The 11,641-nt window shown below is 61.6% G+C and carries 10 protein-coding genes; all 10 read right to left on the bottom strand.

Going from position 1 to position 11,641, the window contains the following annotated elements; all coding sequences use genetic code 11:
- Positions 1–1,684, bottom strand: a 1,684-nt coding sequence (locus QD228_RS08255; protein ID WP_279875065.1) for an Ig-like domain-containing protein, incomplete at its 3' end; no start/stop codon positions are given.
- 486 nt (positions 1,685–2,170) lie between these two features.
- Positions 2,171–2,965, bottom strand: coding sequence for a carbonic anhydrase family protein (locus tag QD228_RS08250; RefSeq protein WP_084208731.1), 795 nt, complete (start codon positions 2,963–2,965; stop codon positions 2,171–2,173).
- A 192-nt stretch (positions 2,966–3,157) separates the two neighbouring features.
- Positions 3,158–4,477 carry a gephyrin-like molybdotransferase Glp gene (gene glp / locus QD228_RS08245; protein WP_279875063.1) on the bottom strand — a complete coding sequence of 440 codons (1,320 nt, stop codon included), beginning with the start codon at positions 4,475–4,477 and terminating at the stop codon, positions 3,158–3,160.
- Positions 4,467–4,997 carry a molybdenum cofactor biosynthesis protein B gene (gene moaB, locus QD228_RS08240; RefSeq protein ID WP_136937849.1) on the bottom strand — a complete coding sequence of 177 codons (531 nt, stop codon included), beginning with the start codon at positions 4,995–4,997 and terminating at the stop codon, positions 4,467–4,469. The genes glp and moaB overlap by 11 nt, the downstream gene beginning before the upstream one ends.
- A gap of 2 nt (positions 4,998–4,999) precedes the next feature.
- On the bottom strand, positions 5,000–5,344 hold the full coding sequence (locus QD228_RS08235; protein ID WP_077376629.1) for a DUF1244 domain-containing protein: 345 nt from the start codon (positions 5,342–5,344) through the stop codon (positions 5,000–5,002).
- A 222-nt stretch (positions 5,345–5,566) separates the two neighbouring features.
- Positions 5,567–6,571 carry a formate dehydrogenase subunit gamma gene (locus QD228_RS08230; protein ID WP_240499745.1) on the bottom strand — a complete coding sequence of 335 codons (1,005 nt, stop codon included), beginning with the start codon at positions 6,569–6,571 and terminating at the stop codon, positions 5,567–5,569.
- Between the two features lie 51 nt (positions 6,572–6,622).
- Positions 6,623–7,282, bottom strand: a complete 660-nt coding sequence (gene fdh3B / locus QD228_RS08225) for a formate dehydrogenase FDH3 subunit beta (protein ID WP_084208727.1) — start codon at positions 7,280–7,282, stop codon at positions 6,623–6,625.
- 127 nt (positions 7,283–7,409) lie between these two features.
- Complete coding sequence (locus QD228_RS08220) at positions 7,410–10,256, bottom strand: molybdopterin-dependent oxidoreductase (RefSeq protein WP_279875061.1); 2,847 nt, start codon at positions 10,254–10,256, stop codon at positions 7,410–7,412.
- A 279-nt stretch (positions 10,257–10,535) separates the two neighbouring features.
- Entirely contained in the window at positions 10,536–10,766 is a 231-nt protein-coding gene (locus tag QD228_RS08215; protein ID WP_077376618.1) for a hypothetical protein, read from the bottom strand.
- 175 nt (positions 10,767–10,941) lie between these two features.
- On the bottom strand, positions 10,942–11,631 hold the full coding sequence (locus QD228_RS08210; protein WP_176493876.1) for a molecular chaperone TorD family protein: 690 nt from the start codon (positions 11,629–11,631) through the stop codon (positions 10,942–10,944).
- Positions 11,632–11,641: the final 10 nt, after the last annotated feature.

The raw sequence follows: 11,641 nt of genomic DNA, 5'->3' as shown, positions 1-11,641 counted from the left end.
GCGCGACGGTGTCGACGGTGAGCGTGAAGTCGGCAGACGGTGCACTTTCGTTGCCCGCGGCATCGGTGGCGGTGACGCTGAAGACGTGCTCGCCATCGGCGAATTCGGTGCCTGGTGTGAAGCTCCAGGTGCCATTGCTATCGGCGGTGGTGGTGCCGATCTCTTCACCGTTATGGGTGAGAGTGACGGTGCTGCCGGCTTCGGCGCTGCCGGTCAGGGTTGGCGTCGCATCATTGGTGCTGTCTCCATCGGCGAGGGTGCCTGTGACGGCTTCCACGTCGTCGGTGGCAGAGGCGATGGTCGGCGTGTTCGGTGCGGTGGCATCGATACCGGTATCCACGACGGTCGGTGCTGAATCACTGCTGATATTGCCCGCGGCATCAGTGGCGGTCGCCGTCAGCGTCTCGCCATCTTCCTGTGCCGGATCCAGGACAATGCTGAAGGAGCCGTCATCCTCGGCAATGCCGCTACCGACGTCCTGACCATCGCTGTTGGTGATGACGACATCGCTGCCAGCCTCGGCCGTGCCGGAGACAGTGGTGCCATCGGACTCGATCAGCGTCGGTGCACCCGGTGCGGTGGTATCGACGGTCAGCGTGAACTCGCTAGACGCCGCACTTTCGTTGCCCGCGGCATCGGTGGCGGTGACGCTGAAGGTCTGATCGCCCTCGGTCAGCGCGGTCGTCGGGGTGTAGGTCCAGCTGCCATTGGTATCTGCCGTGACAGTAGCGATCACTTCATCGTTGTGGGTGATCGTGACGGTGCTGCCGGCTTCGGCGCTGCCGGTCAGCGTCGGGGTCGCGTCATTGGTGCTGTCGCCCGAGGCGAGGGCGCCTGTGACGGCTTCCACGTCGTCGGTGGCAGAGGCGATGGTCGGCGTGTTCGGTGCGGTGACGTCGGCATCTTCCGGCACCAGCAGGGTGTCGGAGACAGCACTTTCGTTGCCAGCGGCATCGGTAGCAGTGGCGCTCAGTTCGGTGCCTGGCTCCTGCAGCGGATCCAGCTCAACGACAAAGTTGCCATCGGCATCAGCCGTCGCGGTGCCCACGATCTCACCGGATGCATTGATGACTTCGATAGTGGCACCGGGCTCGCTGATGCCGCTGAGGACCATGCCATTGGTGTCGCTCAGAAGAGGAGCATCGGGCGCTGTCGTGTCCGCATCAGAGGAAGCGCTATCGCTAGAAGTGGCTGCGGCAACCCCAACGCCGGCGGCTACTGCAACACCGCCTGCCACCAGTCCGGCAGTACTGATGCCGGCGCCAGCCCCTGCGCCGGTGGCTGCTTCCGCCCCGGCGCCGACAGAGCTTGCTCCCGCAGCCGCTGTGGCGAGGGCAGACTCTGCCGTGGTCAATGTCGCAGTGCTCGTGAAGGGGACTGCGCCACTGGCACCGGCCTCGCCAAGGCCGACCTGGAATATTTCTCCAGCGAATTCATCACCCTGAAGATACAGATGACTAAGTTCGCTGGGGTCGGCGTAGAAACTCTCGATCGTGACCAGATCCCCGTTCTCAAGAGTGACAAGCAGGTTGTCCCCTTGGCGGGTCATCATTTCTACGTCACGTGGATGGAGGTCCAGGCTGACATCCGAGGCTTCATTGAGGGTGATGTTATCGACTTCACGCAGGATAGCTTCCTGACTTTCGAGTTGACCGTGCGGAGCGACCTTGGCATTGACTGGCATATTGTTGTCCTCAATGGCACTTCTTGTGTGCTTTTACGACTTTCTATTAATTATCAATGATTAACACAGTATTATGTGTGGGTTCATTTTTCTAGCACTGTCGCATGAATGATATGCGTTTATATATCGTTTGATTTGATTTTCTTGTGTTTCTCGATTTCTTGTTCAATTCGTCGATGCTGTCTACGCCACTGATACCTGAGTAGCATGGCGGTATGGGGTGTGTTTTCAAGAACGCTGCAAGGACGTATCTGGATCATTCCCTGGGTATGATTATTCTGGTTTCGTATCGATGCGTTCATGGAATGCCGCTAACTGATTAATGTCGTGGCGAAAAATCGCATTACTTTAAGATATCCTTATAAGTAGGCGCTCGCTGGTCAGTAATGTCCGTTGCTTAAACGTTTGAAATATGTTTCTGAGCACACGAAAAAAAACGCCACCCTGTCGGGTGGCGTTTTCATGGTTTGAGAGGAAATCGTGTCGTCAGCGTTGGAGAGGGCGAGAATTCTCCCCTCCTTGCCACTCCAGGTAGGCATCGATCTGTGACCGAGAGGCTTCGATCGGTGATTTCATCACAAACCAGGTGACGGGTTCAGAACATGGCGGAGTGGTCAGCGAGCCGGAGTATTGCCAGCCAGCATGCTCGCGTGGCAGCAGCAGGTTGGCAGACAGTCCGCTTGTCAGAGTCTCGGAGAGTCCTCGCTGTGGAAGACGGCTCAACAGACGGCTGAGCGCCAGATTGTCATGTCCTTCCTCGACCAACACGGCCAGCACTGCCAACTTGCCTTCTGGAGTGGTGTGCACCAGATGGATTTCCATGGCAGCGCGCTTGCCATCGATCGCGTGTTCCGAGGGCACATGCAGATGCACCTGTGACAGAGTGTAGGGGGTGCCATCCAGTGTCATCGTGTTTCCGCTGGCCCCTTCGATCTGCAAGGTGTGCCCCGTGTCCCGAGTGACGAGCAGCGGCGAGTGGTAGTCGAGCTTCGGCCCTGTTTCCTCCAGAGGGCGTGACTGACTGTCGATGTCGATCGGTGATTGCCGGGCACCACTGGCGCATTCCGCGTAGCCGGGGGTGAGGTCTCCCCAGTGTTCCGGTCCATTGGCGCTGTCGCCCGACTCACTCGAGTAGCTCCATTCGGTGACGGATGTTCCCGGGGCTGGTGCCGTTTCATTGTCATTGGCCAAGGCCGGGAGGGATGACGAAGCGGTGGCAAGCAGCACAGCCATGGTGAGTGGGCGCAACAACGCACGAGGCGACGAGGAATTGGCTGGCATTGAGATGTCCTTGCTCAAGAGTCCGGAACATTCCAGCGTTCTGGCCTGCGGTTGGCAGGCCAGAACGCTGACGAATAAAAGCAGTCAGTGTGCCGGACTCAGAGGGAAGGTCAAGATGACGCTGGAGGGTCACTCGGTTGTCGCATTCCAGCGTCAGAGGAGGTGGGGATGCCGGTCAGGAGCGGAAATCACTCAACTCTCCAGCCATAGACACTCCACACTGTCGCCGGGGCTTATCTGTGCGTGGGGAGGGATCACGGCCAATGCCTCAGCGCCGACGCATGAGGAGAGCACGGCTGAGTTCTGGTCCGGGAAGGCGTGAGCCTCAAGCTGGCCATCATCGGCTGGCGTCAGCGTGACACGCAGATGGTCCTGACGGATGGCAGTGTTGGCCGAGAAGGCGGAACGTACCCGGAGGCTTCTCAGGGTCCGCAGTGCGTCACAGTCGAGCATCTCGCCCAGTATGGGGCGAAGAAACAGCCAGCCACCGACCCAGCTCGACACCGGGTTGCCAGGTAGCCCCACCACACGCACCGAGTCGCCTTGCGTGTTGAGGATGCGCCCCAGCGCCAGTGGCTTGCCCGGTTTGATGGCCAGGCGCCAGAGATCCAGGCTGCCAAGCGCCTCGATGGCAGGGCGGACGTGATCTTCCTCCCCGACGCTGACCCCGCCACAGGTGACGATCAAGTCGGCCTGTTCTGCCGCTGTCGCAAGAGCATCGCGAGTGGCCTCGAAGGTATCGGCCACATTGAGTGGCGCAAGCACCACGTCAGCCCCGAAGTCGCTGAGCATCTGGCTGAGCATCACGCGATTGGAGTTGTAGATCTGCCCCGGTTCGAGGGGCTGTCCCGGTTCGATCAGTTCATCGCCGGTCGCGAACAGGGCAACGCGTACCTTGTGTCGTACCGATACGTAGCTGAGCCCTTGACCACAGAGCAGGCCAAGCATCGCGGCATCCAGGCGAGTGCCGGCGGCGATCAGCCGAGTGCCACGAGTGACGTCGCGTCCCTGTCGGCGGATATTGTCGCCGGGAATCCGTGGGCCGGGCAGCCACGCTTCCGTGGTGCCATTTTCGTTCTCACGCAGTGTCACTTCTTCCTGCATGACCACAACGTCGGCGCCTTCGGGGATTTCCGCCCCGGTGAACAGCCGTGCACAACTTGCCGAGGCGAGTGCCGAGGTGGGCTGGCCTGCCGCGATGCGCTGGCTGATTGGCAGCCAGGCGCCATCACCGATATCCGCTACTCTTGCACAGTAGCCATCCATCTGTGAGTTGTCGGCAGGAGGAACGTCCAGTTCGGCGTAGATATCCTCAGCGAGGACACGCCCCGCGGCCTTGCTGACAGGGACTTGCTCTACCGGCATTACCGGACAGCATTCGCGCAATGCGGACAAGGCACTGGAAAGAGGGGCCAGGCCCTTGGCGCCAACCGGCACGCTATCGCAGCCGCAGGCGGTCTTGGTCTGACCCGTCCGGGATGCCTCTTGTGCAGAAGAGGAGTCAGTGGGCATGGGTTCCGCGCTCCGGGATCACCAGATTGGCGAAGTTGCAGGGACGATGACGGCTGTCCAGCTGCTCCTTGAGGATGCCGTTCCAGGCTGTCCTGCAGGCCCCGGTAGAGCCGGGCAGGCAGAACACCACGGTACGATTGGCCAGGCCGCCCAGACAGCGGCTCTGGATCGTGGAGCTGCCGACTTCCTGATGGGAAAGCTGACGGAACAGCTCGCCGAAGCCCTGGATTTCCTTGTCGAGCAGCACGCGGATGGCTTCCGGTGTGGAATCACGTCCGGTGAAGCCTGTGCCGCCGGTGGTCAGGATGACCTGCACGGCCGGGTCCGCGATCCACTCGCTGACCACGGCGCGCAACTGATAGATGTCATCGGGGACGATACGTTTTTCATGCAGCGTATGGCCGGCTGCCGTCAGGCTCTCGACCAGGGCGTCACCGGAGCGATCAGTGTCCTCGGTGCGCGTGTCGGAGACGGTCAATACCGCGATGGTGAGGCCGATCTGTTCGTCATTGCCGCTCATGATCAGTCCTTCTTGCCTTGTTGACGTGCCTCGAGCGCTGCGAGTTGCTCAGGGGTCGCCTTGGCCTGGTGATGTGTCTTCCACTCGGAATAGGGCATGCCGTAGACGTGCTCGCGCGCCGCGTCGTAATCGAAGCTCACGCCGCGTTCCTCGCCGGCGGCCATCAGCCACTTGGACAGGCAGTTGCGGCAGAAGTCGGCGAGGATCATCAGATCGATGTTCTGGACATCCTTGTTGTCATCCAGGTGCTTGAGCAGACGACGGAAAGCGGCCGCTTCCAGCTCGGTGCGGGTCTGCTCGTCCAGCTGGTTCAGGTCCTGGACGGTCTGGGGAGTCGGGTCGCTCATGGAAATCTCCTGAGAAGGCGCGGCATGGCGCAGGCCTTCATGGTAGAGGGGGCCTGGTGAGACCAGGCCAGATACCTGAAACTTTACGCAACTAATGCAGGGCTGTGAACCGGTGCGAGAGGCCGGGCGACGGGCAGGGAGAGGCGATATCAATGCAAAACGCCCGGCAGGCGAACCTGACCGGGCGAATCATCACTCATCCAGCGGATGTCTGGCCTCGGACTAATTCGGGCGTTGCTGACGCGCCAGGCTGTCGTCAGGTGCCGTGGCGGGGTCTGATGCCGGGTCCGCCGCCTCGGCCTGCTTGACCTCGTCATACCACAGATTGTGGTGTTGCTTGGCCCAGGTTTCATCGACGTAACCGGTCTTCATGCCCTCGAAGGCACCTTCCGTGCCGGCGGTACCGATGTAGATGTGGCCGAAGGACACCGCGATCAGCATCAATGAGGCAACGCCGTGGAAGACATTGGCCCACTGCATGTTGTCACGGGTCTGACCGAAGATCGGGAAGTCGAGCACCAGCCCGCTGGCAATCACCACCAGGCCGACCGTTGCCAGAATCCAGTACCAGGCCTTTTCCCCGCCATTGGCGAAGCCGGCATCCGGGTGCTTGCCCTTCATCATGCCGCCGCCCTGGCGGAACCATTCAAGGTCATGCTTCTTGGGAAGGTTGAGCTTCAGCCACTTGGCCAGCACCAGAATCAGCATGATCGAGAACAACGGCCCCACATAGTTGTGGATCACCTTGGTCGCCATGATCATGTTGGCCCAGAACACATCCCCGAAGACATTGCGGAACACGAACTTGCCCCACAACAGATTGATGCCGGTGATGGCCAACGTGAGGAACAGTGTGGCCAGTGTCCAGTGCATGGCACGTTCCAACGCCGTCCAGCGCAGCATCAACTTGCCTGAGCGGGGGTGGTCCAGATCGTTGCGCCCCACCAGCAGATAGAAGATCGCCAGCACGGCCAGCATACCGCCCAGAGCGATCAGGCCACCCGGTGAGATCCAGCGGTTGCGGATCTGGCGCCAGGTCTCGCCGCTCTGGTTGATTAGGCTGTAGTTGGAGTCATGGCGACTGTCGATGGAATTTTCCCCATCTTTCACCTGACGCCAGGTGTCGGCATTCACCGTGCCGACCGCCTGACCGATCTCGCCGTCAGGATTCGCGGCCAGCGCCTGAGGGGCCAGCCAGAGGCTGGCCAGCATCAGACACAGGAACATGGCGACGACGGTCAACCGTGAAGCTGTGAAGTGCGCGCGCATGTCGCCTCCTTACCCCTTGCGGGCTGCGTCGTAGGCCAGGTGATCCGCCTGCTGAACGCTGCTGGTGGTCAGGTTGGCCGAGGTTTCCGGGTGGCTGGCCTTGTCGACCGGCGACCAGGCGCCGTCTTCATGGCCACGATAGACCACGCGCTGACGGAAGATGTCGGAGACGGTCTCGGCGTCACCGGCCAGCAGGGCCTTGGTGGAGCACATCTCGGCACACAGCGGCAGCTTGCCTTCGCTGATGCGGTTGGCACCGTACTTCTCGAACTCTTCTTCCGGGCTCTCGGCCGGGCCGCCGGCACAGAAGGTGCACTTGTCCATCTTGCCGCGCTCGCCGAAGGCACCTTGCTGCGGGAACTGTGGTGCGCCGAACGGGCAGGCATACAGGCAGTACCCGCAACCGATGCAGATATCCTTGTCGTGCAGGACGATGCCGTCATCGGTCTTGTAGAAGCAGTCGGTGGGGCAGACCGCCATGCAGGGCGCGTCGTCACAGTGCATGCAGGCCACCGAGATGGAGACTTCGCTCGGCTTGCCGTCATCCAGGGTCACGACACGGCGACGCTGAATGCCCCATTCCGTCTCGTTGGCGTTCTTGCAGGCCGTCACGCAGCCATTGCACTCGATGCAGCGCTCTGCATCACACAGGAATTTCATCTGGGCCATCTTGCTTCTCCTTCACGGCCCGTCGTCGAGTGGCTCAGACGACAGGCCGGATATTTCTGATCATCGACATTTGATTGGCTCGATGATTCGGCGTTTACGCGATCGACAGTCAGGGTCGGGACGCGCTTCAGGCGAGGCTGACTCGGCACAGCGTGACCTTGGTTTCCTGCATCAGGGTCACGGGGTCATAGCCATAGGTCGTCGCGGTGTTGGCGGACTCACCCAGCACGTAGGGCACCGTGCCTTCCGGGTAGCGTGACTCCAGGGACTCGCCCTCGTAGTGGCCCCCGAAGTGGAAGGGCATGAAGACCACGTCCGGCCCGACTCGTTCGGTGACCAGCGCCTTGACCTTCACGCGGCCGCCTTCGGCACCCTCGACCCATACCATGTCGCCATCCTTGATGCCCTGGTCATTGGCCAGCGCCGGATTGATCTCGACGAACATCTCCTGCTGCAGCTCGGCCAGCCACGGGATGGAGCGTGTCTCTTCGCCACCCCCTTCGTATTCCACCAGGCGGCCCGAGGTCAGGGTGATCGGGTATTTGGCGCTGACGTCCTTCTCCTGAATGGAGGCGTAGAGCGTCGGCAAGCGATAGATGGACTCGGAATCCGGCCAGGTCGGATAGTCCTTCACCAGGTCACGGCGCGCGGTATACAGCGGCTCGCGGTGCTTGGGGATCGGGTCCGGGAAGGTCCACACCAGGGCACGTGCCTTGGCGTTGCCGTACGGCATGCAGCCATGCTTGATGCACACGCGCTGGATGCCACCGGAAAGATCGGTCTTCCAGTTCTTGCCTTCCGCCGCCTGCTTTTCCTCGGCCGTCAGGTCGTCCCACCAGCCCAGCTGCTTGAGCAGCTTGTCGGTGAACTCCGGATAGCCATCCTCTATCTCGGCGCCCTTTGACCAGGAGCCCTCGGCCAGGATATTGGTGCCGTTGTGTTCCACGCCGTAACGGGCGCGGAAGTTGCCACCGCCTTCGGCCACCGTCTTGGAGGTGTCATACAGGATGGGCGAGCCCGGATGTCCCATCTCCGGCGTCCCCCAGCACGGCCATGGCAGACCGTAGAAGTCGCCATTTGCGGGACCACCCCGTGCCTTGAGTGTCTCGAAGTCGAAGGTATGCCAGTTCTTCTGATGTGCCTTCAGGCGCTCGGGACTCTGGGCGGTATAGCCAACGGTCCACATCCCGGCATTGAATTCGCGGGTGATGTCCTCGACCACCGGCACGCTGCCCTCGACCTTGATGTTGCGAAACAGCTCGTCGGCAAAGCCCAGCTTGCGGGACAGCAGGTACATGATCTCGTGATCCGGCTTGGAATCGAACATCGGTTCGATGACCTGATCACGCCACTGCAGGGAGCGACTGGAGTTGGTCACGCTGCCGGTGGTCTCGAACTGGGTCGCGGCCGGCAACAGGTAGACGCCATCGGTGCGGTCGTGCATGACGGCGGCGATGGTCGGGTAGGGGTCGACCACCACCATCATGTCCAGCTTGGCCATGGCCTTCTTCATCTCGGGTCCACGGGTCTGGGAGTTGACGGCATGCCCCCAGTAGAACATCGCCTTGAGCGCGGTGCGCTGGGAGATGCGATCCGGGTCCTCGAGCACGCCATCGACCCAGCGCGAGACGGTGATGCCGTTGGTGTGCATCGGCTTGCCGTCGTGGTATTCGGTCTGGTCGTAGCGGTTCTGGATCCAGTCGAAGTCGACGTTCCATACCTTGGCCCAATGCCTCCACGCCCCTTCGGAGAGGCCGTAGTAACCTGGCAGGGAGTGGGACATCAGGCCCAGATCCGTGGCGCCCTGAACGTTGTCGTGACCCCGGAAGATGTTGGCGCCGCCACCGGACTTGCCGATGTTGCCCAGTGCCAGCTCCAGAATGCAGTAGGCGCGGGTATTGTTGTTGCCGGTGGTGTGCTGCGTGCCACCCATGCACCACACGACACTTCCCGGACGGTTCTGGGACAGTCGACGTGCGACGTCGAGCATGTCGGCTTCACCGACACCGGTGATGCGCTCGACCACGTCGGGCGGGAAGTTGGCGACTTCCGCGCGTACCTCGTCCATGCCGTAGACGCGCTGCTGGATGTAGGCCTCATCTTCCCAGCCGTTCTCGAAAATGTGCCACAGCAGGCCCCAGATGTAGGCAACATCGGTGCCCGGACGCAGACGAACGTACTTGTTGGCTTTCGCTGCCGTGCGGGTGAAGCGCGGATCGACGACGATGATCTCGGCGTTGGAGCGCTCCTTGGCAAGCAGGATGTGTTGCATCGCCACCGGATGGGCTTCGGAGGGGTTGGAGCCGATGAACAGGATCGAACGACAATTGTGCATGTCGTTGAACGAGTTGGTCATCGCGCCATAGCCCCAGGTGTTCGCGACGCCGGCGACGGTGGTGGAGTGGCAGATACGCGCCTGGTGATCGACATTGTTGGTGCCGAACAGCGCTGCGAACTTGCGCATCAGGTAGGCCTGTTCATTGCTGAACTTGGCCGAGCCCAGCCAGTAGATGCTGTCCGGGCCATGCTGCTCGGTCAGCTCCAGTACCTTGTTGCCGACTTCCTCGATGGCCTGCTCCCAGGACAGCTTCTTCCACTTGCCGCCTTCGAGCTTCATCGGATACTTCAGACGACGATCAGAGTGACCATGCTCACGCAGCGAGGCGCCCTTGGCACAATGCGCGCCGCGGTTGAAGGGGTGATCGAAGGCGGGTTCCTGCTTGGTCCAGACGCCTTCCTGGACTTCGGCATAGACGCCACAGCCCACGGAGCAGTGGGAACAGATCGTGCGCTTGGTCTCGACAGGTGCCTGTGAGACTTCCGTCTTGGCCTCGGCACGCTTCATCATCGGGGTGGCCATGAAGCTGGCCGCGGCAAGGCCGCCGGTCGCAACACCGCTGCGCTTCAGGAACTGGCGGCGGTTGATGCCGAGTCCCGTACTCTCCGTGCTGGAGGGGGTGGGGGTCAGTCGCATGACATCTTTCTCCTCATCACCCGATACACGACATGCACCGCTTGGGCGGGTCAGGTGGCCGTGTCGGGAGTGGCGGTTCTTCAGGTGGCTCTTCTGGCATTCGCCAGCGAGCCCCTGTGCCGTCTTGTCGCTGTCAATGGCGGCTGGAGTGAACTCCACGCTGCCCTTTGTGTCTCTGATCGGTCACGCCGTCAGGCGAGTCTGTACTCTCCCGGATGAACTGGCGGTGGCGGCGTTGCCACTGGCAGATTCCCCTGTGGAGACGTGACCGACAGAAGGTCAATCTCGCAGAGTGGCGTAGAACGCCTTCACGTGATCCGTCTCGCGATAGTTGTCGGTCACTCTGTCTGCTGTCTTGCCGTCCTGTGGCGCGGCCTGATCCGGGATGACGGCCCCGGCCAGCGTTCCAGCGGCTGCCGCCCCGACGGTGCTGGCTCCCAGTACCCTCAGGAACTTGCGGCGGCCCTGACGGGCCAGTTCCTGGCCTTGCGTGTTGTCATCAGTCTTCATGCTGATCTCCTGTCTGACATGTCATGTTCAAGGCGAACGTCGCTGAATCCGTTGTCGCTTGAAGGGTGTCTCACGGTCTTGCTTCAGGTCTTGCATCAGGGTCTTGCATCAGCCCCAGCACTGGCCATGGCGTGTGCCGGGGCTGTGGGTGCTGTCCGGCGCGTGTCTGTCGGTCTCACGATTGGGGAAGTTGTATGCCTTGCCAGCCAGTGGTGTCTTGGCTTGCGACGTCCGCCAATGAGGCTGTCGGTTGGGGAGCCTCTCCGAGATTGCGTCGTTCGGCTGCCAGAAATGCCTGGCCAAGATAGCCAACCGCGGCATAGAAAGGACTCTTGCGGCGTGCAAGGTCGGCACAGCAACGCTCACCCCAGTTCGCCAGATGCTGACGGAAGAAGTTGACCTGTTCGCCGGGCAGCTCCTCGATCAGCATGGCCATGACCTCGCACAGAGCCCCCAGGTGGTCCTCCGGCTCGCGAACGTCGGCTTCGCGCTCGAAACCGAGGCGCTTGAGGTCATGGCGCAGTGCCACCAGCGGCATTTCCATCAATGAGCCGGTCAGGTACCAACTGGCATACGGCACCACTTCGCCCTGCACGACCCCGACCAGTGCCTGGAAATACTCGTCCTCCAGTCGTCGAGGGTCACTGACGCGCGCCGAGAGAGACAGCGAGGCCAGCGCCCTGGGCAGTTGCTGCTGATCCGCGCCGGGCATGGTGATGGCCTCAGGCTCCAGCGCCGCCAGGAAGTCGATGAGTGGCTGATCGGGCGCTGCCCGCAGCAGACGAGCCAGCAGGCGGTAGAGATCGGCCCGCAGTGCCTGTTGCTCGGCACTGTGGCTGATCAGCGATCCATCATCAGGTGTCATATCAGTGTCA

The organism is Cobetia sp. 3AK (genome assembly GCF_029846335.1).
Lineage (GTDB): Bacteria > Pseudomonadota > Gammaproteobacteria > Pseudomonadales > Halomonadaceae > Cobetia > Cobetia marina.
Note: the sequence above shows the minus strand (reverse complement) of the source record. Positions and strands in the feature narration are given on the sequence as shown.

Coding starts and splice junctions, on each gene's coding strand:
- QD228_RS08250 (WP_084208731.1), bottom strand. CDS start 2,965: ATGCCAGCCAATTCCTCGTCGCCTCGTGCGTTGTTGCGCCCACTCACC.
- glp (WP_279875063.1), bottom strand. CDS start 4,477: ATGCCCACTGACTCCTCTTCTGCACAAGAGGCATCCCGGACGGGTCAG.
- moaB (WP_136937849.1), bottom strand. CDS start 4,997: ATGAGCGGCAATGACGAACAGATCGGCCTCACCATCGCGGTATTGACC.
- QD228_RS08235 (WP_077376629.1), bottom strand. CDS start 5,344: ATGAGCGACCCGACTCCCCAGACCGTCCAGGACCTGAACCAGCTGGAC.
- QD228_RS08230 (WP_240499745.1), bottom strand. CDS start 6,571: ATGTTCCTGTGTCTGATGCTGGCCAGCCTCTGGCTGGCCCCTCAGGCG.
- fdh3B (WP_084208727.1), bottom strand. CDS start 7,282: ATGGCCCAGATGAAATTCCTGTGTGATGCAGAGCGCTGCATCGAGTGC.
- QD228_RS08220 (WP_279875061.1), bottom strand. CDS start 10,256: ATGCGACTGACCCCCACCCCCTCCAGCACGGAGAGTACGGGACTCGGC.
- QD228_RS08215 (WP_077376618.1), bottom strand. CDS start 10,766: ATGAAGACTGATGACAACACGCAAGGCCAGGAACTGGCCCGTCAGGGC.
- QD228_RS08210 (WP_176493876.1), bottom strand. CDS start 11,631: ATGACACCTGATGATGGATCGCTGATCAGCCACAGTGCCGAGCAACAG.